We start from the raw sequence: 23,726 nt of genomic DNA, 5'->3' as shown, positions 1-23,726 counted from the left end.
CCCACGCATCATGCGCTGCCCTTTTTGCCGGCACGAAGACACGCAAGTCGTTGATTCGCGCGTGTCCGAGGACGGTGCCGCAATCCGGCGCCGCCGCCGCTGCCCGGCCTGCGACAAGCGTTTCACGACGTACGAGCGGGTCGAGCTGGCGATGCCAGCCGTCGTCAAGAAGGATGGCAGCCGCACGGAATTCGACCGCCGCAAGATCATGGCGAGCATGCAATTGGCGCTGCGCAAGCGGCCCGTTGCTGCCGACGCGATCGACGCGGCGGTCGCCCGCATCGAGTATCAGCTGCTCGGCAGCGGCGAGCGCGAGGTGCGCAGCGAGCGCCTTGGCGAGCTCGTCATGGCGGAGCTGCGCGAGCTCGACACGGTTGCGTTCGTGCGTTTTGCCTCTGTGTACCGGCGCTTCGAGGATGTTTCCGAGTTCGAGGACGTCATCGAAGAGTTTCGTCGCGCAAGCGGCGCTGCCACGCCCCCCAAAAAGCGCTGAGCGCCCGCACGATTCCTCTGAACGCTTGCGCGTTACCTTCGAGCGCTTGCGCGTTTTCCTTCCTCGCATTTCCTCCTCTCCCTGCCGTTGCCCGTGACCGTTGTAGTGTGTCGCGTGAAGGCCGTGCGCACATAAGCTGGCCGTTCGGCTAATTGTTCCGTTTCCTGTGCTTCCGTAGAGTGACTGCAATTCCTCAACGATAAGGAGTGCAGATGAAATACGCCGGCTTCACGCTGATCGAGACAATGGTCGTGATCGTCCTGCTCGCCGTGTGCGCCACCGCAAGCGCGCCCGTGTTCGTAGCGTGGCGCGTGCGCGACCAGGTCGACGCGCGTGCGAACGCATTGCTCGGCACGCTTTCTTATGCGCGCAGCGAGGCGATCCGGCGCAAGGTGCGCGTGAGCGTGTGCCGGATCGACGCCGCCCGGCACTGTCTTGCAGCCGGGAAGAACTGCCCGTCCGGGCGTGCCGATTGGTCGTGCGGCTGGGCCGTGATGGCCGAGCGCGCGGGTATGTCGTTGTTGCTGCGTGCGCAGCCGGCACTCGATGAGATCGCTGTGGCGTCGGGCCTGACGGCGCTCACATTCACGCCTCCCGCGGGGCAGACGATCGGCAGTTTGCGCAATTTCGAGATCGCGCCGCGCGCCGCCGCGCCTTCCATGCGTGGCACCGGATGGCGGCGCTGCATCCGCGTGGCTGCGGGCGGGCGTGCGCGCGTGAGCGACGGGGCATGCGGGGCATGCGGGGCGGCGTCATGAGCGCGCGGAGCCAGGGTTTTAGGCGTGGTCCGCGTATCGGGCGCGGTGTGGCTTTGCTCGAAGTCGCGCTGGCGATGGCGCTCATGTCGATGTGCGGACTCGGCCTTCTGGGCGCGCAGCTCGGTCTTGCGCGGCATGCGCTAGTCGCTGCGGCGCGGGCGCGGGCCGCATTCGCCGCCGACGCGATCGCCGAGGCTGCGCTGGAAACAGGCACCGCGCCTCGCGATCAATGGAAGGCGCGTGCTGCTATCGTCGTGCCCGAGGGGCGCGCAACCGTGGCCAGCGCGGCGGACACGGCCTCGCTCGTGGTGCTGACATGGGCCGCCTTGCGCGATGAGGCCGCGCCACGCGCGCAGCCATCCGCTGATGGGTGCGAAAACGCCCAATCCGGCGGCGCCGGGCTGGCACAGGGGCGAGCCTGCATCGCGCTCGCGTTCGTCCAATGAGGCGCGTTTCCTTGCGCTTGCGCGCCGGTGCCGGGCACACCCTGCTCGAATTCACGATCGCCGTGGCGCTCGGCCTCGTTGTGATCGCGGGCGCGCTGGCCGCATATCGTTCGCAGCGCCAGGCGTTCGCGGCCGCAATCGACGCCGCCCGCATCCATGACGCAGGCGTGAACGCGCTGATCCTCATGGGCGAGCAGATCCAGATGGCCGGGTTCGTGGGCGCCGACGGTCGAGAGGGGCTCGCTGGCCCACCGATCTTTGGCTGCACTGCTGGGCGTCCTGCCGGCACACATGCGAGTTTGACGTGCGAGGCGCTCCCGAATCGCTCGGATGGCTTCGAAGTGCGCTATCGAGGCGACGGCGAGTCCACCTGGCCTGCCGCGAATGGTCAGGTCACCGACTGCCTGGGGCAGGCGGTCGGACCGCCCCCGACCGAGGTGCTCAACCGCTTTCATGCAAAAACGAGTGGCTCGACCGGCGAGCCTGAGCTCTACTGCGAGGGCTCAGGTAAAGCCGGCACGGCGCAGCCGCTCGTGGAAGGCGTCGAGCGCATGCGTGTGCGCTACTGGCTGGCCGGCGCCGCGCAAGCCGTGGATGCTGCTGCCATTTCGCACGATCAGTGGGCCTCGGTCGTCGCCGTCGATCTATGCGTGCTCGTGCGCGGGGCGCCGTTCGCGCAGCGCGTGCGCTACGTCGATTGCGAAGGCGTATCGGCCGGCGCCGTCGACGGTCGCGCGCGGCAGGCGTTCTGGCGTCACGTTGTGCTGCGCAATGTGCTCGCGGCCGGCTCATGATCTGCGCGGCGCGGCGTTCGCAGGGTGGGCGTCAGGGGCAGCGGGGCACCGCGTTGCCGGTCGTTTTGCTGATCGTTTCGATGATGCTCGCCACGTCCGCAGCGTGGTTCGAGGGAGTGCTATTCGCGGTTCGCAACACCAGCGCCGTCATCGACCAGATGCAGTCGTTCCGCGCCGCCGACGCAGCGCTTGTTCTGTGTTCACGCGCACTGGTCGACGGCGCGACGATAGCGCTCCCCACTCCGGCGCAGTCGGGCGAGCCGCAGGACTGGCAACGCCAGCAGGCGTTCGAAGCGCGGGCCACGACACCCGTGGGGTCGTGGCCCGGTTCCGCGAGGCCACCGCAGTGCCTCGTTGAAGCGTGGCGTATCGAGGCGCGGCCGGCGGTGCGAGCGTTTCTTGTCACGGCGCGCGGGTTCGGCGCTACAGACGATGCGCAAAGCTGGTTGCAAATGCAGCTTGTCGTGGAGGGCATGCGCATCGAGCGCCATTGGCGGCGTGTCGTTGCCCAGCCGTTTTGAGGGCGATAAAGGGGAGAAAGATGTCGCGCCGTGAGCGTGCTTTTACCTTGCTGGAACTGGTCATTGCGCTGGCCGCAGTGGCCATCGTGGCGGCTTTCGCGTTGCCAGGCTGGCGCAGTCAGCTCGCGCGCGGGCATCGGATTGACGCCGTCGCGGCGCTCTATCGCGCCGCGCAATACATCGAAGCGCTAAGCCCATTGCCGGCTTCATTGCCCGCGGGCATGGATCAGGCGCCGCCAGCGGGAGCGGCGGTTTATCGGCTGAAACTTTCGGCGGCGGACGAAATGAACGGCGGTTACACCATTGTGGCCGCGCCTGTGCCGGGCGGCCCGATGCGCGATGACCCGTGTGGGGCGTTCGTGCTCGATGCAAATGGCTCGCGCGGCAATCAGATGCCGGGTGCGGATGCGGCCGCGCTTGCGGCGGCTCCCGGTGCGCGCGATTGCTGGAGCGGGCGTTGAGCGGCGCCTCAGCCGGTGATGTCGTCTTCTTCGGACGCGTAGCGTCGTGCGCTGCCGGCTGGCGCGCCGCGCTGGCGACGCACCTGTTGCCAAATACGCCAGGCCTCCCACGCCGTGAGCGCCAGGCCGCCCCATTTAACGACCGGCCTGGCGGCCGAGGCGACGCTATCGCGCAGCGGCTTGGCCAGCACGAGCGAGGCGAGAGAGCTCAAGAGCGGATACTGCTTGAGCAGATTGCCGAATCCGGCGCCCGCGCGACTCGCGCCAACGTTGCCGAAACCCGGCACGAGAAAGCGCAGCCAGCTAAAGTGCGTGATGGTTTCGCGCAATTCGACAACCGAAGCAGCCATTTCGGCGCGCTCGACGCTCGCGCGCACGATCAGCAGCTCCTTGCGCAAGGCTCGCAGCTGCGGTGTCGAAAGCTCGCGGCTACGCGTGCGAGAAGGGCGAAAGGCATTGTCCGATCGGGGTTGGCTCATGGTTTCGATTCGCGGCAGGCGGTTGGCGGGCGGGGGCTAGGGCTTGCGAAGGATTTCACGATCCTTTTCGAATTCTTCGAGCGTCGCCTGGAATACCGGCGGCGCGTTGCGCAGGACATTGCGCGCCTTCAGCCCGCAGAAGAGCGCACCGAGCGCATAGAAGGCCGTGATCCCGGCGAGCGCCTGCCAGCGCCAGGTGTCCCAGAAAGCGATCGCGACGAGCGCGGTCAGCGCGATCAGCGCCATGGTCCCCAGCAGCATCGCCGCGAGTCCGAGGAGGAGCATGCCGAGCAGGCGTTCCTTCTCCTCTGCCAGTTCGATGCCGATCAGCTCGAGCCGCGTATGAAGCATCGCGAACGCGGAGCTGAGAAGGCGGCGCGCCGCTCCATGTTCGTGTCGCTGCGATTGGGTGTCTGTCGTCATGGCGAATGCGGTTGGCGCCCACGCGCGTGCGCGAGGCGAATGCGCGAAAAAAAGCGCCCAGAAAAGACAGGCCGGTGCAGCGCACCGGCCTGCCAGCTTGTGGTTTGGCGTGGGGTGCGGCCTTGCGTGGGCCGCCCGCTGCGGCTATGCGCCGCGTCTTACTTGCGGTTGATCAGCAGGCCCACGAGCACGCCCACGCCGGCGGCGATGCCGATCGACGTCCACGGGTGTTCGTGCACGTAATCGTCAGTGGCGCGCGCCGCTTTCTTGCCTTTCTCCACCACAACGACCTGAACGTCGGCCGCCTTTTCCTTGGCTTGCTTCAGGCGCGTGAGGGCCGTTTCGCGAAGCTCGGAAGCGCGTTCGCCGGTGGCGCTCGCCGCTTGCTTGAGCAAGTCCTCCGCATCCGCGAGGACGGTTTTGATATCCGACATCAGCCTCTCCTTATTGACCTCTGACATTGACTAACTCCCATCGTGTCATACCACGCGTGAATCGTAACAAAGATACGCGCGCTGGCAAGCGTGGCCGGCCGCCGCCCGCTAGCTCCCGCACGATTTATTCCTGAGGGAGGAGCGTAACAGCCGCCACGATAAGACAAATATGGAGTTGATCTGGAACGTAAAGTTTCCGCGAGTTGCCACGATCATGGCCAAAATTACCAAAACTCATATCGGTCTGACCCGATGTTCGTTCGCCGGGCATGAGCGTGCCCTGTATGCTTCTATCTTGTAAATGTTCACTGGATCAACGGGCGATGCGCCGATGCAGGTAACGGACCGCCCACCTCGTTCAAAGGAAACCGCACCATGAGTCTGCGTCTTGGCGATATTGCACCCGACTTCGAGCAGGATTCGAGCGTTGGCCGCATCAAGTTTCATGACTGGCTCGGCAACAGCTGGGGCGTGCTGTTCTCGCATCCGGCCGATTTCACGCCGGTCTGCACAACCGAGCTGGGCCTGACCGCGAAGCTCAAGGACGAGTTCGAGAAGCGCAACGTCAAGACGATCGCGCTTTCGGTCGATAGCGCGGAATCGCACAACGAGTGGATCAAGGACATCAACGAGACACAGGCGGTGAGCGTCGGTTTTCCGATTCTCGCGGACGGCGACCGCAAGGTGTCCACGCTGTACGACATGATCCATCCGAACGCGAACGAGACGCTCACGGTGCGCTCGCTCTTCGTGATCGATCCGAACAAGAAAGTGCGCCTCATCATCACGTATCCGGCGAGCACGGGCCGCAATTTCGACGAAGTGCTGCGCGTGATCGATTCGCTTCAGCTCACCGACAACTATCAGGTCGCGACGCCCGGCAACTGGAAGCACGGCGACGATGTCGTGATCGTCCCGTCGCTGAAGGACGAAGAGGTGCTCAAGCAGAAGTTTCCGAAGGGCTACAAGGCGCTGCGTCCTTATCTGCGCCTGACGCCGCAACCGAACAAGTAACGTACAGGCCTGGCCGCGCCGATCACCGAACGCGCGGCACCAAAATGAAAGAGCGCCGCGCGAGTCGATTCGCGCGGCGCTTTTTTCATACGCCAACGGCTGCGGGGAGGGGCGTTTTAGAAGAACGCCTGAATGCCCGTTTGCGCGCGGCCCAGGATCAGGGCGTGGATGTCGTGCGTGCCTTCGTAGGTGTTCACCACCTCGAGGTTCACGAGATGGCGCGCCACTCCGAACTCGTCGGAGATGCCGTTGCCGCCCAGCATGTCGCGCGCGAGGCGCGCGATGTCGAGCGACTTGCCGCACGAGTTGCGCTTCATGATCGAGGTGATCTCGACCGCCGCCGTGCCCTCGTCCTTCATGCGGCCGAGGCGCAGGCAGCCTTGCAGGCCGAGCGTGATTTCGGTCTGCATGTCGGCGAGCTTTTTCTGGATCAGCTGGTTGGCCGCGAGCGGGCGGCCGAACTGCTTGCGGTCGAGCACGTACTGGCGCGCCGTGTGCCAGCAGGCCTCAGCCGCGCCGAGCGCGCCCCAGGCGATGCCGTAACGGGCCGAATTCAGGCACGTGAACGGTCCACGCAGGCCCTTCACGCCGGGCATGATGTTCTCTTCCGGCACGAACACCTCGTCGAGCACGATTTCACCGGTGATCGACGCGCGCAGGCCCACCTTGCCGTGGATCGCCGGCGCCGAGAGGCCCTTCCAGCCTTTCTCGAGGATGAAGCCGCGGATCTCGTCCTTGCCGTCTTCTTCGAGCTTTGCCCAGACGACAAACACATCGGCGATGGGCGAATTCGTGATCCACATCTTGGCGCCCGAGAGCGAGTAGCCGCCGTTCACCTTCTTCGCGCGCGTGACCATGCTGCCCGGATCGGAGCCGTGATTCGGTTCGGTCAAGCCGAAGCAGCCGATCCACTCGCCGCTCGCGAGCTTCGGCAGGTACTTCTGCTTTTGCGCTTCCGAGCCGAATTCGTGGATCGGCACCATCACGAGCGACGACTGCACTGACATCATCGAGCGATAGCCCGAGTCGACACGCTCCACTTCGCGTGCGATCAGGCCGTAAGCCACATAGTTCAAGCCCGGGCCGCCATATTGCTCGGGGATGGTCGGACCGAGCAGGCCGACTTCGCCCATTTCGCGGAAGATCGAAGCGTCGGTCTTTTCGTGGCGGAACGCTTCCAGCACGCGCGGCGCGAGCTTGTCCTGCGCGTAGGCGGCGGCGGCGTCGCGCACCATGCGCTCGTCTTCGGTGAGCTGCTGGTCGAGCAGCAGAGGATCTTCCCAATGAAACTGGGCATGTGCGGCCATGGTGTCTCTCCAAAATCTCGAAATGGACAATTTGCGCTTGACTGAAGTTCCGCTATGCGGAACAATGTTTTGCAAATTCACCTTAGTGTATCACCAGCTCGCTCATGTCTGCATCTGAAATGAACACGTCTTCATCGCTTTCTTCCGCGCTGGCGGAGGGCCCGATCGACGAGCGCAAATTCGTCGTGGCGCTCGCGCGCGGGCTCGAACTGCTGCGTGCTTTCCGGCCCGGTGAAACGCTGCTCGGCAACCGCGATTTCGTCGAGCGCACTGGCTTGCCGAAGGCAACCGTCAACCGGCTCGCCTATACGCTTACGGTGCTCGGCTATTTGCGCTTCGACGAATTACTCGGCAAATATGCGCTCGACGCCGGCGTGCTGTCGCTGGGGTTTGCGTTGCTTTCCGGCACGGACACGCTCGAACTCGCGCGCCCGCATATGCGCGTGTTCGCGCGCGAGGTGGGGGCGGCGGTGTCGCTAGGATGTCGCGACGGCCTCGACGTGATCTATCTGGACACGATCCGCAGCGAGACGGCGCTTACGCTGGGTCTCGCATCGGGCTCGCGCCTGTCGATGCTGACGAGCTCCATGGGGCGCGCATATCTGGCGGTGCAGCCGCCCGAGGTGCGTAAGGCGCTGTTCGCGGAACTGGAAAAGGCCGCGGGTGCTGACGGCCCCGCGCAGGTTGCGGCGGCGAAGCGGGAGATCGAGGTTTTCGCGAAGGAGGGCGTCTGCTATTCGTTTCGCGACTGGCACGACGATGTCAACGCCGTAGCAGTGCCGTTTCGCGAGCCGCGCGAGCGGCGCTGGCTGGTGCTCAGTTGCAGCGGGCCCGCTTCGTCGATGGGGCCGGAAGTGTTTCGCGAGCGCGTGGCGCCGCTGCTGAAGTTGCTGGCGCGCAGGCTCGGCGAGACGGTCTGACGCGCGCCGCCATGGACGAAAAAAAGCCGACCCGAGGGTCGGCTTTTTACATGATGCGGAGGGCCGGCTTAGTGATTCAGGCGGCCGAGCAGCAAGAACTCCATCAGCGCCTTCTGGACGTGCAGGCGGTTTTCCGCCTCGTCCCAGACCACGCTTTGCGGGCCGTCGATCACCTCGGCGCTCACTTCCTCGCCGCGGTGTGCAGGCAGGCAGTGCATGAACAGGGCGTCGGGGTTGGCGCGCGCCATCATTTCTGCATCCACGCACCAGTCGGCGAAGGCCTTCATGCGCGCCTCGTTTTCCGCTTCGAAGCCCATGCTGGTCCAGACGTCCGTGGTGACGAGGTCGGCGCCCGCGCAGGCCTCGTTCGGGTCGTCGAAGACCGCGTAGTACGGCGCGCTTTCCGGCGCGACCAGAGCAGGATCGAGCGGGTAGCCCGGCGGCGTGGAGATGCGCAGCTTGAAGTCGAGGATCTGCGCGGCTTCGATCCACGTGTAGAGCATGTTGTTGGCGTCGCCCACCCACGCCACGGTCTTGTCGCGGATCGGGCCACGATGCTCGTAGTACGTAAAGATGTCGGCCAGCACCTGGCAGGGGTGGTACTCGTTCGTGAGACCGTTGATGACCGGCACGCGCGAACTTTCGGCAAAGCGACGGATGATGTCCTGGCCGAACGTGCGGATCATGATGATGTCCACCATGCGCGAGATCACCTGCGCCGAATCCTCGATGGGCTCGCCGCGGCCGAGCTGCGTGTCGCGCGTGTTCATGAACACGGCGTGACCGCCAAGCTGGAAGATGCCGGCTTCGAAAGACAGACGCGTGCGCGTGGAGCTCTTCTCGAAGATCATCGCGAGCGTGCGGTCGTGCAGCGGATGATAGGTCTCGTAGTTCTTGAACTTGCGCTTCAGGATGCGCGCGCGCTCCAGCACATATTCATAATCGTCAAGGGAGAAATCCTTGAACTGCAGGTAATGGCGAATGGTCCGGGAGGTCATGAAACGAAAACGGCGCCTGATCCGGCCTCGAACTGCAGGTTGGAGCCGGCGACGCCGCTGCGGTTGGTGGTAAGTCAATGCAGCATAAAGGATTTTGCGGACTTTGACGAGTCGGCCGGAAGGCGGGGGCGGGGCCAGGTGGACTTCGGCGCCATGGAAGAAAGCCAGGGCAATGCGCAACGCGGCCCCCGGCCCGCTGTCCTATGTGCAGTGCGTCAAAAGTGCTGCTGCGCTATAATCTCAAAGATTTTTCAGGCACGACAGCGGGCTCGACGCGCAAGACGCGGGGCTCGCGGGAGCGGCCTGTGCGCTGGCCGGAAAGCGCGCTGCACATGCGATGCGGCGCCGCGCCGGTCGGGGTGCGCGACCGGCTTCTCCCCTCTCCATCGGACTGTATTTGCACGCGGCTATCGGGCGAACCGCCCGCGGCTGGCGCTCTGCGGGACAAGCGCGGAGCGGCGTGCTCGTGCTCTCGTTTCAGCCGCATAAGCGCACCGCGTTACCGCGGCTCCGCGCAGTCATACAGGTACCCTACATGGCCGACGACGCTCCAACCGAATACTTTATTCAAGGCATCACCAGTACGGGGAAAAAGTTTCGCCCGAGCGACTGGTCCGAGCGCCTGGCGGGGGTGATGTCGAGTTTTGGCCCGAAGGCGCCCGCCAATGCGCGCGGGCCGAACGCTTATCTGCGCTATTCGCTGTACGTGCGGCCGACCATGATCGGCGACCTCAAGGTCGTGGTGCTGGATTCGCGCTTGAAGGACGTCGAGCCGATGGCTTTCAACTTCGTGATGAATTTCGCCAAGGACAACGATCTGGTGGTGACCGAGGCCTGCGAGTTGCCGCAGGATCACGCGACACAGCAGGGCGGCAGCCGCTGAATCGCACCCACCCGCTGCGGCGGGTTTTTTTGCGCCTGCGCCGCGCAGTGGCGCAGGCGTCGCCGGAATTGCAGCAATAAAAAACCCGCCGAAGCGGGTTTTTTTGTGCAGCGGAATCAGAAAGCGCCCGCCGTGGCGGACGGTCCGACTCTTGTCTGCGCTTTATTGCGCAGCTTGCATTGCCTTGACGGCAGCTGCGAGGCGGCTCTTATGGCGAGCAGCCTTGTTCTTGTGAACGATCTTCTTGTCCGAGATGATGTCGAGCGTCTTTGCCGAGGCCTTCAGGACTTCTGCAGCCTTTGCCTTGTCGCCAGCGTCGATCGCCTTGCGGACAGCCTTGATAGCGGTGCGGAACTTCGAGCGCAGCGCCGAGTTGTGCGAGTTTGCCTTAGCGGCCTGACGGGCGCGCTTGCGTGCTTGTGCGGAATTTGCCATGTTGGTTCCTTATGTTTCGAGAGCTTCAGCTCGCCGACTCCGGGTCGGGCAGAGCGACGCTCCTTGCCTGGATTTGAACTTCCGGGTGATTGCCCGAAAGCACAAAACGGTATTTGCCGGCATTGATCCAGCTTGCCAGCCGCGTCTTTTGTGCCAAAGCGCAAAGAGGGCCTGAAACGCAGACCGCTCAACGCTCCCTTTCCAAGACGCGATTCTCGAGTGCCAGTGAAACTCGAAACCGCGAATTATAGCAATGAAATCATGGGCGTGGCAACGGCGATGCGCCTGGCGTGCCGTCCCTTATCGGGAACGAAGCAGGAACGAAGCGGCGACGGACCAGGCGGCACCCGTATAATAAGCGCCCCATGAATCTATTCCGAGCCCTGCTGACGGTCAGCGGCTTCACGCTGCTGTCGCGCGTGACCGGACTGGCCCGTGAAACGCTGATTGCCCGCGCATTCGGCGCGAGCCAGTACACCGACGCCTTCTACGTCGCGTTTCGCATCCCCAACCTGCTGCGCCGCATTTCGGCGGAAGGCGCGTTTTCGCAGGCTTTCGTGCCGATTCTCGCGGAGTTCAAGAGCCAGAAGGGGCACGACGCCACCCGCGATCTCGTTGATGCGACTTCGACGGTGCTCGCGTGGGCGCTCGCCATTCTTTCGGTGCTGGGCATCGTCGGGGCGTCGTTCGTCGTGACGGTGGTGGCCACGGGCCTGAAGAACGACGGCCAGGCGTATCAACTTGCCGTCGCGATGACGCGCATCATGTTCCCGTACATCGTGTTCATCTCGCTCACGTCGCTCGCGTCCGGGGTGCTCAACACGTACAAGCAGTTCTCGCTGCCCGCGTTCGCGCCGGTGCTGCTCAACGTGGCGTTCATCACGGCGGCGGTGGCGTTTGCGCCGCACATGAAGCAGCCGGTCTTTGCGCTCGCGTGGGCCGTGATCGTCGGCGGCGTGCTGCAGTTCGTCGTGCAGCTGCCGGGGCTGAAGAAGATCGACATGATGCCGCGCATCGGCCTCAATCCGCTCAAGGCGCTCGCGCATCGCGGCGTCAAGCGCGTGCTCGCGAAAATGGTGCCGGCCATGTTCGCGGTGTCAGTCGCGCAGATCAGCCTCATCATCAATACGAACATTGCGTCGCGTCTGGGCGCGGGCGCGGTCTCGTGGATCAATTACGCCGACCGTCTGATGGAGTTCCCCACCGCGCTGCTGGGCGTGGCGCTCGGCACGATCCTGCTGCCTAGCCTGTCGAAAGCGCACGTCGATGCCGATCCGCACGAATATTCGGCGCTGCTCGACTGGGGCCTGCGCGTGACCTTCCTGCTCGCGGCGCCTTCGGCGGTTGCGCTGTTCTTCTTCTCCGAGCCGCTCACGGCCACGCTGTTCCACTACGGCAAGTTCGACGCGAATTCGGTCGTCATGACAGCCCGCGCGCTCACCGCTTATGGTGTGGGGCTCATCGGGCTCATTCTCATCAAGATTCTCGCGCCCGGTTTTTATGCGCGCCAGGACATCAAGACGCCCGTGAAGATCGGCGTGGGCGTGCTGGTCGCCACGCAGATCGGCAACTATGTCTTCGTGCCGATCTTCGCGCACGCGGGCCTCACGCTCTCGGTCGGGCTCGGCGCCTGCATCAACGCGCTGCTGCTGTTCATCGGCTTGCGCCGCCGCGGCATCTATATGCCGTCGTCGGGCTGGACCCGCTTCTTCGTACAGCTGCTCGGGGCATGCCTCGTGCTTTCCGGTGCGATGCACTGGTGTGCGATCAGCTACGACTGGATCGGCTTGCATCATGAGCCGCTTGCGCGCATGGCGCTGCTCGCCGCCTGCCTCGTGCTGTTCGCCACGCTATATTTCGGTATGCTTTGGTTGATGGGCTTCAAATACGCATACTTCAAGAGGCGCGCGAAGTGATCACGATGAACACGCGGGTGCTCGATTATTTCAGTGCACTCGTGGCCGACGACGACAGCCTGCCGCTCACCGAAGCGGCGCTCGCAATCGCGCAGGACGCCTACCCCGACCTCGACGTGCAAGGCACGCTCGCGGAAATCGACGAGTTGGCGCTGCGCGTGAAAAAGCGCATGCCCGAGGGCATCGACGTGCGCCAGCAGATCACGTTTCTGAACCGCGTGTTCTTTCGCGAGATGGGCTTCGGCGCCAATCTCAACGACTTTTTCGATCCCGATAACAGTCATCTGAATGTCGTGCTCAAGCGTCGGCGCGGCATTCCCATTTCGCTCGCGGTGCTCTACCTGGAGATTGCGGGGCAACTCGGGCTGCCGGTGCAGGGCGTGTCGTTTCCGGGGCACTTCCTGCTGCGCGTCTCGCTGCCCGAAGGCGACGCCATGCTCGATCCCACCACCGGTCGCACGCTCACCGAATCCGACATGGTCGAGATGCTCGAGCCCTATGTGACGAGTGCGGGCGACTCCGTCGCGCGGGCGCTGCGCATGCTGCTCGAACCGGCCACGCGGCGCGAGATCGTCGCGCGCATGCTGCGCAACCTGAAATCGGTGTACTTGCAGACCGAGCGCTGGGAGCGCCTGCTCGGCATCCAGCAGCGGCTGGTGATTCTGTTGCCGGAGAGCATCGAGGAGGTGCGCGATCGCGGCTTTGCGTATGCGCGCCTGGATTACCTGCGGCCCGCGCTGGAGGATCTCGAGCATTATCTCGACGAGCGCCCCGACGCCGAGGACGCCATGGTGGTCGAGTCGCAATTGCAGGAACTGCGCCAGCGCACGCTCGATAACGATTGATCGGCGCGCCGCGCTGGCGCGCGTTGTGTAAATTCTGCAAACAAAAAACCCGCGAATTTTCGTTCGCGGGTTTTTTTACGCCGGATGCGAGCCTGTTTACTTCGGCTGCATGCGGATCGCGCCGTCGAGGCGGATCACCTCGCCGTTGAGCATCGGGTTCTCGACGATCTGCTTGACGAGCATCGCGTACTCGCTGGGTTTGCCGAGGCGCGGCGGGAACGGCACCATGGCGCCGAGCGCGTCCTGCACTTCCTTGGGCATGCCGAGCAGCATCGGCGTTTCGAACAGGCCCGGCGCGATCGTCATCACGCGGATGCCGTTGCGCGAGAGGTCGCGCGCGATCGGCAGCGTCATCGCCACGACGCCGCCCTTGGAGGCAGCATAGGCCGCCTGGCCGATCTGGCCGTCGTACGCGGCCACCGATGCCGTGTTGATGATCACGCCGCGCTCGCCGCCCTCGTTGGGCGCGGTCTGCGCGATTGCCGCCGCCGCGAGGCGGATCATGTTGAAAGTGCCGATCAGATTGACCGAAATGGTCTTGCTGAACGCGTCGAGCGGGTGCGGGCCGTCCTTGCCGACAGTCTTCACCGCGGGCGCGATGCCCGCGCAGTTTACGAGGCCGCGCAAGGTGCCTGCCGCAGTGGCGGCGGCCACGGCGAGCGCGCCGTCTTCCTCGCTTGCGACGTTGCACTTCACGAAGGTGCCGCCGAGTTCTTGCGCGAGCGCATGGCCCGCTTCCTCGTTGAGGTCGGCGAGCACGACCTTGCCGCCTTCGGCCGCGATGAGCCGCGCGCTGGCCGCGCCAAGGCCCGACGCGCCGCCGGTGATCAGAAATACGTTGTCGCGGATTTGCATCTGTCTTCCTCCTTGCTGCTCGATGGGTAATTTCTTGCGGCGTGACCCCGCAACGGGTCAGCCCGCGACTCCACGGCTAAGAGGAGCAAAAGGACGAGGACCGGCCGGAACGGGGAGGCCGGCGTCACGCCGGGGATCGCCCGGCGCGGCCGGCAAAAGACGTTTTACTTGAGCGCTTCGAACGCGCGGTTGCGGATTTCCTCGACGCTGCCGAGACCCGCGATGGCGCGGTACTGCGGCGCCTTCATGCCGTTTTCCTCGCCGCGCTGGGCCCAGTCGCTGTAGTAGGCGATGAGCGGCTTCGTTTGCGCGACATACACGTCGAGACGCTTGCGCACGGTCTCTTCCTTGTCGTCGTCGCGCTGGACCAGCGGCTCGCCCGTCACGTCGTCGACCATGTCCTGTTTGGGCGGGTTGAACTTGACGTGATAGGTGCGGCCCGACGCCGGGTGCACGCGGCGGCCGCTCATGCGCACGATGATCTCGTCGAACGGCACGTCGATCTCGAGCACGTAGTCGATGGCCACGCCGGCCTGCTTCATGGCTTCGGCCTGCGGCAGGGTGCGCGGGAAGCCGTCGAACAGGTAGCCGTTCTTGCAGTCGGGTTCCTGCAGGCGTTCCTTCACGAGGTTGATGATCAGCGCATCGGGCACGAGGTCGCCCGCGTCCATGTAGCGCTTGGCCTCGACGCCGAGCGGCGTGCCGGCCTTGACGGCCGCGCGCAGCATGTCGCCCGTCGAGATTTGCGGAATGCCGAACTTCTCCTTGATGAAGTTTGCCTGGGTTCCCTTGCCCGCGCCGGGGGCGCCCAACAGGATCAAACGCATTTCAACTTTCTCCGATCTATGTAAATTCTTGCGGCGCGGCGGCGGCCCTCGTGGGCGGCATCGGCGGCGTCGTGCGTCTCCTCTTCGGCAGGCCTTGTCGGGGAACCCCCACGCACAAAGGCTTCGACGGCTCGCGCAAACAACCGATTATGCCATGGGATTTTCGGCCCACGACCCCTCTTAAGGACGGAATAGCGCCTGTACGCGGGCGAGGTCGGCGGGCGTGTCCACGCCGGGCGCCGGCGCCTCGGCTGTGACGAGCACCGCGATGCGCTCGCCATGCCACATGGCGCGTAGCTGCTCGAGAGCTTCGGCCTGCTCGATCGGCGAGTGCGCGAGCGAGGGGTAGCTGCGCAGGAATTTCGCCCGATACGCATACAGGCCGATATGCCGATAAACGGTCGCCGGGGCCGGTGGGGCGGGCATGGCGGCCAGATCGAGGCGGGCCGGTGACCAGTGCGGCTGCCAGGCGTCGCGCGCCCACGGAATGGGGGCGCGCGAGAAGTAGAGCGCCACGCCGCGCGCATCGAGCACGACCTTCACCACGTTCGGGTTCAGGATCTCGCCGGGGGCGGTGATGGGGTGCGCCGCCGTGGCGATCGCGCACTCCGGGTGCGCAGCGAGGTGCGACGCCACGTCGCACACCAAAGCGGGGTCGATTAGCGGTTCATCGCCCTGAACGTTGACCACAATTAAGTCGTCGCTCCAGCCAAAGTGCTCTGCAACTTCGGCCAGGCGGTCGGTGCCCGAGGGGTGATCGGCGCGCGTCATGACCGCGTCGAAGCCGTGCTCGCGCGCGGCGTCGAGCACGCTCTGGGCGTCCGAGGCGATCAGCACCTGCTGCGCGCCCGAGGCGCGGGCGCGCTCGGCGACCCGCACGACCATTGGCTTTCCGCCGATGTCGGCAAGCGGCTTGTCAGGCAGCCGGGTCGAGGCGAGGCGCGCCGGTACGACGGCGATGAAGGGTTGCGCGGGCACGGTCATGCTCAGGTGTCGCTTGAGCTGCTTGAGCCGCTTGAACCGGAGGGGCCGGCCGGATCGACCGGCGTGCCTTCGACGGTCTGGCGCGCCTCGTCGACGAGCATGACGGGAATGCCGTCGCGAATCGGATAGGCGAGCTTGTCGGCGTTGCAGATCAATTCCTGCGCGGCGCGGTCGTAGCTGAGCGGGCCCTTGCAGATCGGGCAGACCAGGATTTCAAGCAGACGGGCGTCCACGGAGTTTCTCCACAACCAGGGTAATGAGGCGATGATCGAGCGCGGCTTCAACGGGGACGACCCAGATGCGCGCGTCGTTCCAGGCCGCTAATTTTACGGCATCTTTTTCGGTGACCAGGATGGCGTCGGCCGCGACCTCGCTGAGCGGGTTCGTCGCGTAGTCGTAATGGTCGGGCAGCGCGAGCGTTTGCGGCGCGAGGCCCGCCGCACGCAGGGTCGCGAAAAAACGCTCCGGCGAACCGATGCCGGCGGCCGCCACGATGCGCTGCGGCGGCTGGCCGGGTGCGCCGGACGCGCTCGCAGCGGCTTGCGCTGCGAATTGCGCGAGCGGCCGGCGCAGGGCGGGGTTCGCGAGATGCCAGGCCTCGCCGGGCTCGAGCTTGAGCGCGAAGGTGTTCGGCCAGTCGGGCAGCGCGCGCTCGAACGGATTGTTGACGAGCGTGGCGTCGCGCTGGCGCGAGAGCGGCTCGCGCAGCGGCCCGGCGGGCAGCAGAAAACCATTGCCGCCCAGCCGGTGATCGAAGACCACCAGCTCGAAGTCGCGCGCGAGACGGTAGTGCTGCAGGCCGTCGTCGCTCACGATTGCGTCGACGTCGCGGTGCGCCGCGCACAATGCCTGCGCCGCCGCGACGCGATCGGGCGAGACCCAGACCGGCACGCCGGTGCGGCGCGCGATCAGTAACGGCTCGTCTCCGCATGCGCGGGCGGACGTGTCCGCCGTCACCGGCGTGGGGCGCGGCACTTTCGCGCCGTAGCCGCGCGAAACGACGCCGGGCGTAAAGCCGGCGGCGCGCAGTGCCTCGACGAGCGCGATTACCGTGGGCGTCTTGCCGGTGCCGCCCACGGTCACGTTCCCGACCACCACGACCGGCGCGCCCACGCGCACCGATTTGAGCCAGCCCGCGGCATAGGCCGCGCGCCGCGCGCCGCTCACGGCGGCGAACACAACGGAAAGCGGCGCGAGCGCCCAGGCGAGTGCGCCGCGCTGCTGCCACTGGTGCGCGAGGCCGGCTTCGGCGCGCGCCTTGAGATCGGCAACGAGACCGCTCATCGGCGTGTGCGGCATGCGGGCCTTGCGTACGAAAGCCACCGGAGGCTGACGGGCAGAACGGACATCGGAGCGGTTCTCCAGTTCGAAGCGGGCGCGGGAGCCAGAAGCAAAAAGCGCCGCAGGGAAAGCAGGGACGGCTCGCTGTCGTGTCATATCGCGTCGCGAAAGGGCCGTCGTGAACCCGGCACTCTAGCGCGGGTGAGCGGCGGGCGGCAAGCTGCATGGCCAAGCGGTGGCGTGAATCCGGCGGCGCCAGCACGGCTCGCCGATGCGTAGCACGTCTGTGGATAACTTTGTGGAAAAGTAAGGCGCGGGTGAGCGCAAAAGCCCGCTCGTGGCCCATCTCATCGGTGTAACTCTTTGTTATTGAGATAAAAACCGTATGTAAATCAATGGGATGGGGTATTTTTTCAGCGTTTTTTACGTATTTGCGGCAACTATGTCACATGACGGAGTCGATGTGGACACCTCGTAGCCCTTGTTTCATGGGAGCGCTTCCCGCTGGACTGCCGTACCCCGAACGGTCTATCGTCTGTCCGGGCTATTTTCCGGGTTGGGTTTCGACCTTGCTTTCAACCCACTGTTCATTCACGTCTTGCTCATGAATTCCGACCGCTTTTCTTCTGCGCCCGGCGGCGATGTCGTCGTTCCGGTTTCGGCGCTCAATCGCGCGATCGCTTCCATGCTCGAACGTTCGTTCCCGCTCACGTGGATCTCGGGTGAAGTCTCGAACTTCACGCGCGCCGCGAGCGGGCACTGGTACTTCTCGATCAAGGACGCGCAGGCGCAAATGCGCTGCGTGATGTTTCGCGGCCGCGCGCAATACGCCGAGTTCACGCCGCGCGAGGGCGACCGCATCGAGGTGCGTGCGCTCGTGACGATGTACGAGCCGCGCGGCGAGGTGCAGCTGAACGTCGAGGCGATCCGGCGCACGGGGCAGGGGCGTCTTTTCGAAGCGTTCTTGCGTCTGAAGGCGCAACTGGAGGCCGAAGGGCTGTTCGACGCCGGGCGCAAGCGCACGTTGCCCACCCATCCGCGCGCGATCGGCGTGATTACGTCGATGCAGGCGGCTGCGCTGCGCGACGTGCTCACGACGCTCGCGCGCCGCGCGCCGCACGTTCCCGTGATCGTCTATCCGGCGCCGGTGCAGGGTGCGGGCTCGGCGGAAAAACTCGCGGCCATGCTCGACGTCGCGAACGCGCGTGCGGAAGTGGACGTGATCGTGCTGTGCCGGGGCGGCGGCTCGATCGAGGACCTCTGGTCGTTCAACGACGAGACGCTCGCGCGCGCCATTGCAGCAAGCGCGATTCCCGTGGTGAGCGGCGTGGGCCACGAAACCGATTTCACGATCGCCGATTTCGCCGCCGACGTGCGCGCGCCCACGCCCACCGCCGCCGCCGAACTCGTGAGCCCGCAGCGCGTGCTGCTGCTGCGCGAGCTGGACCAGCGCCATGCCGCGCTCGCGCGGGGCTTCGGCAGGCTGATGGAGCGCCGCGCGCAACAGCTCGACTGGCTCGCGCGCCGCCTGGTTTCGCCGGGCGAACGGCTGGCGCAGCAGCGCGCGCATTTGCGCCAGTTGGCGATCCGGCTTGCTTCGGCAGGCTCGCGCACGACGGCGCAGGCGCGCGCGCAATTCAATATCGCGCAGATGCGCTGGCGGCGCATGCGCCCCGACGCCTCGGCGCAGCGCGTGCAGGTGGAGTCGCTCGCGCGGCGTCTCGACAGCGCGTTCGCGCGGGGGCGCGAGCGCGAAACGGCGCGCGTGGCGGGGCTCGCGGCGCGCCTCGAGGTGCTGAGCCCGCAGCGCACCTTCGAGCGCGGTTACGCGGCGCTGCTGGATGCGCAAAGCGGCGCGGCCGTGCGCTCACCGGGCGCGCTCAAGCCGGGCAAGCGCCTGACCGTGCATCTCGCCCAGGGCAGCGCCGATGTCGCGCTCGCCGACGTGCAGCCAAGACTTTCCGAAGACTTTTGAAACGAGCGTAGCAACGAGCGCAGCAGCGGGCGCGGCGTTTGCTGGAATGCGGGCACGATAGCCACAGGAGAGCCACATCACCGCCACGCCATCGCATTACAAGCGACACAAAAGCGACGCGAAATCGCCATGAAATCCGCGCCGCAAAAGCGCTGCATAACCGATGATCGGCATAATGTCCGAGCGTTTGCGGGGTTATTCCAACTCGCCTACAATCGAGTGCTCCATGCCGGCGAATTTGCAGAACTCTACGCAGAACTCCCCATAACACGACGAAGGAACCGCATCATGTCATTTACGCTCCCGCCGCTGCCGTTCGCGAAGAACGCTCTTGCTCCGACCATGTCGGAAGAAACGCTCGAGTTCCACTACGGCAAGCACCACCAGGCCTACGTCACGAATCTGAACAACCTGATTCCGGGCACCGAGTTCGAAAACCTCTCGCTCGAAGAGATCGTCAAGAAGTCGTCGGGTGGCGTGTTCAACAACGCGGCCCAGATCTGGAATCACACGTTCTTCTGGAACAGCCTCTCGCCGCAAGGCGGCGGCGCTCCGTCGGGTGCGCTCGGCGACGCGATCAACGCAAAGTGGGGCTCCTTCGACGCGTTCAAGGAAGCCTTCACGAAGGCTGCAGTCGGCAACTTCGGTTCGGGCTGGACGTGGCTCGTGAAGAAGGCAGACGGCTCGCTCGACATCGTGTCGACCAGCAACGCCGCCACGCCGCTCACGACCGACGCCAAGCCGCTCCTCACGATCGACGTGTGGGAACACGCTTACTACATCGACTACCGCAACGCGCGTCCGAAGTTCGTCGAAGCGTTCTGGAACATCGCAAACTGGGAATTCGCTGCGAAGAACTTCGCGTAAAGCGCAGTAGTCCGACCAGTTTCGCTTGTGCGCCGTTCGATTCGAATGGCGCAGAAAAAGAAGCCCTCGATTCGCATTGAGGGCTTTTTTGTTTGCAGCGCCGTCGCGACGCGCTTCGACATTCTTCGACGCGTTAGTTACGCGAGCGCGTCGAGCGCTTCCTGCGTCGAGCGCACTTATCCCATGTGGCGGCACCGCTTTTCGAGCGATGCATTGCATCGTTCAGTTCAGTACAAGGGCGTGCTTGCAGCCTGGCTCGCAGTGCCGCTCGCGTGAAGACCGGACGTCTCATTCCCTAGCGCAGCACCGCATCGCCGCGCGACGTGAGCACGCGGTCGATCAACCCGTATTCGGCCGCCGCCGCCGCCGACATGAAGTGATCGCGATCGGTGTCGCGCTCGATCTGCGCGATGTCGCGGCCCGTATGCGCGGCGAGCATCGTGTTCAGGCGCTCGCGCAGATAGAGCACCTCGCGCGCCTGAAGCTCGACATCGGCGGCGGTGCCCTGGCTGCCGCCCGAGGGCTGGTGGATCATGATGCGTGCGTTCGGGAGTGCGAAGCGTTTGCCAGGTGCGCCGGCGGCTAGCAGAAATGAGCCCATGCTCGCCGCGAAGCCAGTGCATAGCGTGGCGACGTCGGGCTTCACGAACTGCATCGTGTCGTGGATCGCGAGGCCGTCGTACACGGAGCCTCCCGGCGAGTTGATGTAGAGGCTGATGTCCTTTTCAGGATTCTCGGCTTCGAGAAACAGCAACTGCGCGACGACGACGCTTGCCGTCTGCTCGGTCACCGGCCCGACCAGGAACACGATGCGCTCGCGCAAGAGGCGCGAGTAGATGTCGTAGGCGCGCTCGCCGCGCCCCGAGGTTTCGATGACGGTCGGCACGAGGTTGAGCGCGCGCGGCGCAAAGGTTGCGTGATGCTGGACGGTCGGATGCATGAAATTTCTCGCCTTGGGGTAAGTGGGTGGAGGGGAGCGGCGCGGTGGCGCGGTTCCTTCCCCAAGACGCCCGGCGCGCGTTGCGTGTGACGAAAATTTTTTTGCGCGAGACTGTCACATCGGCGCGCTCGCGGTCGTCTTGGGGGCGAGAGCGCACGTAGCGCGGGCGAAGCAGTACAAGGCGGTGCAACAAGGAGCGAAGCGAATGACCCAGGTGATCGACGAAGTTGGCGTGCGGGATCTGCGCGACGCGCGCGAGCCCCTTCGGGGCGAGGTGGGGTTCGACGCGCCGTCCAGCATGCAAGGCGGCGCATGGAGCGAGGGTCGCCGCGCTGCCGTCTTCGACCAGGAGCGCGCGCGGCTGCTGGCGTTGGCCATGCGCGTGCTGGGCGGCCGCGCCGAGGCGGAGGACGTCGTCCAGGACGCGTGGTTCCGTTGGCGCGAAGTGGATGCTCAGGCGGTGCGCGTGCCGCAGGCGTGGCTTGCAACGGCCACGGTGCGTCTCGCGATCGATCGCCTGCGCAAGCAGCGCCGTGAGCGCGCGGGCGAGCGCCAAGCGCCCGGCGCTGCGCCGTGGCTCGACGCCGCCGCGCCTTCGGCGGAGGAAGCGGGCCTGCGTGCCGCGCGTCTCGCGGATGGGCTGCTGATGCTGCTGGAGCGGCTCGGGCCGCTGGAGCAGGCCGTTTTCGTGCTGCGCGAGGCGTTCGACTGCGACTATGCCGAGATCGCCGCGCTCACGGGCTGCACCCCCGTGCATTGCCGACAGATCGTGCGCCGTGCGCGGGTGCGGCTGGTGCGCGAGCAGGCGGCCAGGCCCTTGGCGCCCGCCGACGCGGCGCAGCACGCGCTCACCGTCGAGCGGCTGCGCGAAGTGCTCCACGCGCAGGACCGCGTGGGCCTGATGGATCTGCTGGGCGTGACCGCGACGGCGCTGGCGGTGGCGGGCGCGACGATGAGTGCGGCGGCGAGTGCGGCGGCGAGTGCGGCGATGAATGCAGCATCAGGCTCGATGATGCCGCGCGCCGGCGCTGAGGTAGAGGCTGGAATCGCGGGCACGCCGCTACGCGGCCTGCGCGCGGAGACGCTCTCGCTCGACGGCGAGCCTGGCGTCGTGCTGGTGGCGGAGGACGGTGAATTGGTCGCGTGGCTGCACATCGGCTTGGGCGACGATGGGCGCGCCGCTCCTGTGGTCTGCGTGGCCGCGACGGCGGGCGGGAGCGCCTTGCGGGCGGCCAACCGGGCGTTCGGAGGGGCGGCGGTGCGCGCACTGCTCGCCGGGATCGCCCGATCGCTCGCGCCAGCCTGAGCTGAGTGCGCAGGATTTGCGCAAGGTTACCGCGCGAGGCTACCGGGAAGCGGCGTCCCAGTTGATGTCGACGCACAGCACCTGCAGGCCATGCGCCGTCTGGGCGGCGACTGAGGCGGTCACGCACAGGTGGGCTTCGTTGATCGAGAGATAGGGCGGCGTGAACTGCACGCTGCCGGGCGCCTTCATGGCCCCGATGAAATAGGGCCGGCGCTCCCAGCTCGCGCCTTCGGAATGCAGGAGCGGCCTGAAGCGCTTGGCGCGAGGCGTCGCACGCACGTCGGGCAGCACGTTGTCGCCAATCTGGCGGCCCGAGGCGTCCAGCAAGAAGCTGCGTGCGGTGTCTGCGAGACCGAGCAGCGGCTGCGAGACATCGGCCATGCTCGCGCCCGCAGCGAGCTGCGCTGCCGCCGCTTCGAGCGCCTTCACATAGGGCGCGAGGCGCGCGCACTGGGTCTTCTCGCGCGCGCTCACACGCTCGCGCAGGCGCGCGGAGAGATCGTCCATCAGGCGCGCGGCGGTGGCGGGCGGCACGGGCTCGACCTCGGGGCGCGCGAAGTACGCGCCCTGCACGAAGTCGGCGTTGCTTTCGAGTGCGATCAACGCGTCGCGCTCGGTCGAGAGGCCGCCCACCAGCACCAGCTGGCCGGACTCGTGCAGCATCGAGACGAGTCCCGGCAGCACGCGCTCGATATGCGCATGGCGGCTCGCCTGGGCGAGCAGGCTGCGATCGAGCGTGACGATATCGGGCCGTAGCTGCCACACGCGGTCGATGTTCGAATGCTTGGCGCCGAAGCCGTCGAGCGCGATCACGAAGCCCGACTTGCGCAACGTGTCGATGATCTCCGCGAAGCGCGAATTCTCGCCGCCCGCCTGCTCCGAAACTTCCAGCACCACGCGCTGGGGCTGCAGCCCCAGCGCCTTGATGCCCGCGAGCAGTGCGTCGCCATAGCTCGTGTCCATCAGCGCGGCGGGGTGCAGGCTCAGGAAGAGCCATTCGTCGTGCGAGTCGAAGGCGTTGAAGTTGCCCAGATGCAGCGATTCCGCGAGCCGCCCGAGTTCGAGCAGATCGCCGCGGCGCGCGGCCTGCGTGAATACCTCCTGCGACGGCACCTGGCCGCCATGCTCATCGTGCGCGCGCAGCGAAGCGTGGTAACCGATCGCGCGGCGGTGGGCGACCGAGAATACCGGCTGGAATACGCTGAACACGGTGTAGCCGCCGTAGAGCACGGTGCGTCGCGCGCCTTCTTCGCCCGCGACGGGGCGCGACTGAAAGCCGGGAGGATCGAGGTCGATCATGCTGGTCATGGAACTGGGTGGTGCGCGCGACAGGTCGCGCGCGAATCTCGAGTTTACATTACAAGATAACAGTGCAAAAAGTATGCTCATTCCGACACATGGCGGCTCGGGCCATGCAGACGGGATATCGGCTATGTCGAGACGCGCTTCGACGCCCCTTCGGCGCCCCGTTTCGACGCGGTGCGCGAGGCGGCTTCGCACTCGCGCGGCGCGTGTGCACCGCTGCGGTGCGCAGCGGGCATTGAACGGGAAGACGGCGCGCCGC

General features: G+C 65.8%; 27 protein-coding genes. 14 read left to right on the top strand and 13 right to left on the bottom strand.

All coding sequences use genetic code 11. From position 1 onward, the window contains the following. The first annotated feature begins 10 nt into the window (after positions 1–10). The 6 genes from nrdR to P5W99_RS12015 all read left to right on the top strand — a co-directional run bounded on the left by nrdR (position 11) and on the right by P5W99_RS12015 (position 3,473). The gene (nrdR, locus tag P5W99_RS12040; protein ID WP_035522065.1) at positions 11–493 is read left to right on the top strand and encodes a transcriptional regulator NrdR; all 483 of its coding nucleotides are present in this window, start codon (positions 11–13) and stop codon (positions 491–493) included. A gap of 212 nt (positions 494–705) precedes the next feature. After that, the gene (locus P5W99_RS12035) at positions 706–1,251 is read left to right on the top strand and encodes a GspH/FimT family pseudopilin (protein WP_434660908.1); all 546 of its coding nucleotides are present in this window, start codon (positions 706–708) and stop codon (positions 1,249–1,251) included. Between the two features lie 47 nt (positions 1,252–1,298). After that, complete coding sequence (locus P5W99_RS12030) at positions 1,299–1,697, top strand: hypothetical protein (protein ID WP_421024633.1); 399 nt, start codon at positions 1,299–1,301, stop codon at positions 1,695–1,697. Further along, positions 1,694–2,491, top strand: a complete 798-nt coding sequence (locus P5W99_RS12025) for a PilW family protein (RefSeq protein ID WP_421024632.1) — start codon at positions 1,694–1,696, stop codon at positions 2,489–2,491. The genes P5W99_RS12030 and P5W99_RS12025 overlap by 4 nt, the downstream gene beginning before the upstream one ends. Positions 2,492–2,544: 53 nt before the next feature. Beyond that, positions 2,545–3,012, top strand: a complete 468-nt coding sequence (locus P5W99_RS12020; RefSeq protein ID WP_434660906.1) for a pilus assembly PilX family protein — start codon at positions 2,545–2,547, stop codon at positions 3,010–3,012. 20 nt (positions 3,013–3,032) lie between these two features. Then, positions 3,033–3,473 carry a type IV pilin protein gene (locus tag P5W99_RS12015; protein WP_421024630.1) on the top strand — a complete coding sequence of 147 codons (441 nt, stop codon included), beginning with the start codon at positions 3,033–3,035 and terminating at the stop codon, positions 3,471–3,473. 8 nt (positions 3,474–3,481) lie between these two features. On the opposite strand, the gene P5W99_RS12010 is transcribed toward P5W99_RS12015, so the two are convergent. The 3 genes from P5W99_RS12010 to P5W99_RS12000 all read right to left on the bottom strand — a co-directional run bounded on the left by P5W99_RS12010 (position 3,482) and on the right by P5W99_RS12000 (position 4,836). Next, on the bottom strand, positions 3,482–3,952 hold the full coding sequence (locus P5W99_RS12010) for a DUF3318 domain-containing protein (RefSeq protein WP_421024629.1): 471 nt from the start codon (positions 3,950–3,952) through the stop codon (positions 3,482–3,484). A gap of 36 nt (positions 3,953–3,988) precedes the next feature. Next, positions 3,989–4,375 carry a phage holin family protein gene (locus tag P5W99_RS12005; protein ID WP_421024628.1) on the bottom strand — a complete coding sequence of 129 codons (387 nt, stop codon included), beginning with the start codon at positions 4,373–4,375 and terminating at the stop codon, positions 3,989–3,991. A 158-nt stretch (positions 4,376–4,533) separates the two neighbouring features. Continuing rightward, the gene (locus P5W99_RS12000) at positions 4,534–4,836 is read right to left on the bottom strand and encodes a DUF883 family protein (protein WP_028220165.1); all 303 of its coding nucleotides are present in this window, start codon (positions 4,834–4,836) and stop codon (positions 4,534–4,536) included. A gap of 348 nt (positions 4,837–5,184) precedes the next feature. Here P5W99_RS12000 and P5W99_RS11995 point away from each other — a divergent pair, with 348 nt between their 5' ends. Continuing rightward, the gene (locus P5W99_RS11995; protein WP_421024627.1) at positions 5,185–5,823 is read left to right on the top strand and encodes a peroxiredoxin; all 639 of its coding nucleotides are present in this window, start codon (positions 5,185–5,187) and stop codon (positions 5,821–5,823) included. Between the two features lie 116 nt (positions 5,824–5,939). Here P5W99_RS11995 and P5W99_RS11990 read toward each other — a convergent pair whose 3' ends face one another. Beyond that, positions 5,940–7,130 (bottom strand): acyl-CoA dehydrogenase, encoded by a 1,191-nt coding sequence (locus tag P5W99_RS11990; RefSeq protein WP_421024626.1) that lies wholly within the window; start codon positions 7,128–7,130, stop codon positions 5,940–5,942. Positions 7,131–7,234: 104 nt separating this feature from the next. Between P5W99_RS11990 and P5W99_RS11985 the strand changes: the two genes are divergently transcribed. Then, positions 7,235–8,050 (top strand): IclR family transcriptional regulator, encoded by an 816-nt coding sequence (locus P5W99_RS11985; protein WP_421024625.1) that lies wholly within the window; start codon positions 7,235–7,237, stop codon positions 8,048–8,050. Positions 8,051–8,118: 68 nt separating this feature from the next. On the opposite strand, the gene argF is transcribed toward P5W99_RS11985, so the two are convergent. After that, the gene (argF, locus tag P5W99_RS11980; RefSeq protein WP_434660902.1) at positions 8,119–9,048 is read right to left on the bottom strand and encodes an ornithine carbamoyltransferase; all 930 of its coding nucleotides are present in this window, start codon (positions 9,046–9,048) and stop codon (positions 8,119–8,121) included. 535 nt (positions 9,049–9,583) lie between these two features. Between argF and P5W99_RS11975 the strand changes: the two genes are divergently transcribed. After that, entirely contained in the window at positions 9,584–9,931 is a 348-nt protein-coding gene (locus P5W99_RS11975) for a DUF3579 domain-containing protein (protein ID WP_421024623.1), read from the top strand. A 162-nt stretch (positions 9,932–10,093) separates the two neighbouring features. Here P5W99_RS11975 and rpsT read toward each other — a convergent pair whose 3' ends face one another. Then, positions 10,094–10,366 carry a 30S ribosomal protein S20 gene (gene rpsT, locus P5W99_RS11970; RefSeq protein ID WP_035522092.1) on the bottom strand — a complete coding sequence of 91 codons (273 nt, stop codon included), beginning with the start codon at positions 10,364–10,366 and terminating at the stop codon, positions 10,094–10,096. Positions 10,367–10,731: 365 nt separating this feature from the next. On the opposite strand from rpsT, the gene murJ reads away from it, so the two are divergent. Together murJ and P5W99_RS11960 are read left to right on the top strand one after the other, a co-directional pair. Continuing rightward, the gene (murJ, locus tag P5W99_RS11965; RefSeq protein ID WP_421024622.1) at positions 10,732–12,282 is read left to right on the top strand and encodes a murein biosynthesis integral membrane protein MurJ; all 1,551 of its coding nucleotides are present in this window, start codon (positions 10,732–10,734) and stop codon (positions 12,280–12,282) included. A 5-nt stretch (positions 12,283–12,287) separates the two neighbouring features. Then, positions 12,288–13,127, top strand: a complete 840-nt coding sequence (locus tag P5W99_RS11960; protein WP_421025259.1) for a SirB1 family protein — start codon at positions 12,288–12,290, stop codon at positions 13,125–13,127. Between the two features lie 96 nt (positions 13,128–13,223). Here P5W99_RS11960 and P5W99_RS11955 read toward each other — a convergent pair whose 3' ends face one another. The 5 genes from P5W99_RS11955 to lpxK form a co-directional block, all read right to left on the bottom strand. After that, on the bottom strand, positions 13,224–13,982 hold the full coding sequence (locus P5W99_RS11955; protein ID WP_421024621.1) for a 3-hydroxyacyl-CoA dehydrogenase: 759 nt from the start codon (positions 13,980–13,982) through the stop codon (positions 13,224–13,226). A 164-nt stretch (positions 13,983–14,146) separates the two neighbouring features. After that, entirely contained in the window at positions 14,147–14,809 is a 663-nt protein-coding gene (gene adk, locus P5W99_RS11950; RefSeq protein WP_421024620.1) for an adenylate kinase, read from the bottom strand. Positions 14,810–14,989: 180 nt separating this feature from the next. Beyond that, positions 14,990–15,793 (bottom strand): 3-deoxy-manno-octulosonate cytidylyltransferase, encoded by an 804-nt coding sequence (gene kdsB / locus P5W99_RS11945; protein WP_421043186.1) that lies wholly within the window; start codon positions 15,791–15,793, stop codon positions 14,990–14,992. Between the two features lie 2 nt (positions 15,794–15,795). Beyond that, positions 15,796–16,026, bottom strand: a complete 231-nt coding sequence (locus P5W99_RS11940; RefSeq protein ID WP_434660899.1) for a Trm112 family protein — start codon at positions 16,024–16,026, stop codon at positions 15,796–15,798. After that, positions 16,007–17,077, bottom strand: coding sequence for a tetraacyldisaccharide 4'-kinase (gene lpxK / locus P5W99_RS11935; RefSeq protein ID WP_434662572.1), 1,071 nt, complete (start codon positions 17,075–17,077; stop codon positions 16,007–16,009). The genes P5W99_RS11940 and lpxK overlap by 20 nt, the downstream gene beginning before the upstream one ends. Positions 17,078–17,678: 601 nt before the next feature. Between lpxK and xseA the strand changes: the two genes are divergently transcribed. Together xseA and sodB are read left to right on the top strand one after the other, a co-directional pair. Continuing rightward, a complete protein-coding gene (gene xseA / locus P5W99_RS11930) occupies positions 17,679–19,049 on the top strand; it encodes an exodeoxyribonuclease VII large subunit (protein ID WP_434660897.1) in 1,371 nt (456 codons plus the stop codon). A 288-nt stretch (positions 19,050–19,337) separates the two neighbouring features. Further along, entirely contained in the window at positions 19,338–19,916 is a 579-nt protein-coding gene (gene sodB, locus P5W99_RS11925; protein WP_035522111.1) for a superoxide dismutase [Fe], read from the top strand. Positions 19,917–20,211: 295 nt separating this feature from the next. Here sodB and clpP read toward each other — a convergent pair whose 3' ends face one another. After that, positions 20,212–20,856, bottom strand: a complete 645-nt coding sequence (gene clpP, locus P5W99_RS11920) for an ATP-dependent Clp endopeptidase proteolytic subunit ClpP (RefSeq protein WP_421024615.1) — start codon at positions 20,854–20,856, stop codon at positions 20,212–20,214. 205 nt (positions 20,857–21,061) lie between these two features. Between clpP and P5W99_RS11915 the strand changes: the two genes are divergently transcribed. Then, positions 21,062–22,162 (top strand): sigma-70 family RNA polymerase sigma factor, encoded by a 1,101-nt coding sequence (locus P5W99_RS11915; RefSeq protein WP_434660896.1) that lies wholly within the window; start codon positions 21,062–21,064, stop codon positions 22,160–22,162. 39 nt (positions 22,163–22,201) lie between these two features. Here P5W99_RS11915 and P5W99_RS11910 read toward each other — a convergent pair whose 3' ends face one another. Beyond that, complete coding sequence (locus tag P5W99_RS11910; RefSeq protein ID WP_421024613.1) at positions 22,202–23,470, bottom strand: EAL domain-containing protein; 1,269 nt, start codon at positions 23,468–23,470, stop codon at positions 22,202–22,204. Positions 23,471–23,726: the final 256 nt, after the last annotated feature.

The organism is Paraburkholderia sp. A3BS-1L (assembly GCF_051125215.1).
In the GTDB taxonomy this organism is placed as follows: domain Bacteria; phylum Pseudomonadota; class Gammaproteobacteria; order Burkholderiales; family Burkholderiaceae; genus Paraburkholderia.
Note: the sequence above shows the minus strand (reverse complement) of the source record. Positions and strands in the feature narration are given on the sequence as shown.

Bases quoted from the DNA above. Each gene is read 5' to 3' on its own strand.
- nrdR (WP_035522065.1), top strand. From the start codon at position 11: ATGCGCTGCCCTTTTTGCCGGCACGAAGACACGCAAGTCGTTGATTCG.
- P5W99_RS12035 (WP_434660908.1), top strand. From the start codon at position 706: ATGAAATACGCCGGCTTCACGCTGATCGAGACAATGGTCGTGATCGTC.
- P5W99_RS12025 (WP_421024632.1), top strand. From the start codon at position 1,694: ATGAGGCGCGTTTCCTTGCGCTTGCGCGCCGGTGCCGGGCACACCCTG.
- P5W99_RS12015 (WP_421024630.1), top strand. From the start codon at position 3,033: ATGTCGCGCCGTGAGCGTGCTTTTACCTTGCTGGAACTGGTCATTGCG.
- P5W99_RS12010 (WP_421024629.1), bottom strand. From the start codon at position 3,952: ATGAGCCAACCCCGATCGGACAATGCCTTTCGCCCTTCTCGCACGCGT.
- P5W99_RS12005 (WP_421024628.1), bottom strand. From the start codon at position 4,375: ATGACGACAGACACCCAATCGCAGCGACACGAACATGGAGCGGCGCGC.
- P5W99_RS12000 (WP_028220165.1), bottom strand. From the start codon at position 4,836: ATGTCAGAGGTCAATAAGGAGAGGCTGATGTCGGATATCAAAACCGTC.
- P5W99_RS11995 (WP_421024627.1), top strand. From the start codon at position 5,185: ATGAGTCTGCGTCTTGGCGATATTGCACCCGACTTCGAGCAGGATTCG.
- P5W99_RS11990 (WP_421024626.1), bottom strand. From the start codon at position 7,130: ATGGCCGCACATGCCCAGTTTCATTGGGAAGATCCTCTGCTGCTCGAC.
- P5W99_RS11985 (WP_421024625.1), top strand. From the start codon at position 7,235: ATGTCTGCATCTGAAATGAACACGTCTTCATCGCTTTCTTCCGCGCTG.
- argF (WP_434660902.1), bottom strand. From the start codon at position 9,048: ATGACCTCCCGGACCATTCGCCATTACCTGCAGTTCAAGGATTTCTCC.
- P5W99_RS11975 (WP_421024623.1), top strand. From the start codon at position 9,584: ATGGCCGACGACGCTCCAACCGAATACTTTATTCAAGGCATCACCAGT.
- rpsT (WP_035522092.1), bottom strand. From the start codon at position 10,366: ATGGCAAATTCCGCACAAGCACGCAAGCGCGCCCGTCAGGCCGCTAAG.
- murJ (WP_421024622.1), top strand. From the start codon at position 10,732: ATGAATCTATTCCGAGCCCTGCTGACGGTCAGCGGCTTCACGCTGCTG.
- P5W99_RS11960 (WP_421025259.1), top strand. From the start codon at position 12,288: ATGAACACGCGGGTGCTCGATTATTTCAGTGCACTCGTGGCCGACGAC.
- P5W99_RS11955 (WP_421024621.1), bottom strand. From the start codon at position 13,982: ATGCAAATCCGCGACAACGTATTTCTGATCACCGGCGGCGCGTCGGGC.
- adk (WP_421024620.1), bottom strand. From the start codon at position 14,809: ATGCGTTTGATCCTGTTGGGCGCCCCCGGCGCGGGCAAGGGAACCCAG.
- kdsB (WP_421043186.1), bottom strand. From the start codon at position 15,793: ATGACCGTGCCCGCGCAACCCTTCATCGCCGTCGTACCGGCGCGCCTC.
- lpxK (WP_434662572.1), bottom strand. From the start codon at position 17,077: ATGAGCGGTCTCGTTGCCGATCTCAAGGCGCGCGCCGAAGCCGGCCTC.
- xseA (WP_434660897.1), top strand. From the start codon at position 17,679: ATGAATTCCGACCGCTTTTCTTCTGCGCCCGGCGGCGATGTCGTCGTT.
- sodB (WP_035522111.1), top strand. From the start codon at position 19,338: ATGTCATTTACGCTCCCGCCGCTGCCGTTCGCGAAGAACGCTCTTGCT.
- clpP (WP_421024615.1), bottom strand. From the start codon at position 20,856: ATGCATCCGACCGTCCAGCATCACGCAACCTTTGCGCCGCGCGCGCTC.
- P5W99_RS11915 (WP_434660896.1), top strand. From the start codon at position 21,062: ATGACCCAGGTGATCGACGAAGTTGGCGTGCGGGATCTGCGCGACGCG.
- P5W99_RS11910 (WP_421024613.1), bottom strand. From the start codon at position 23,470: ATGACCAGCATGATCGACCTCGATCCTCCCGGCTTTCAGTCGCGCCCC.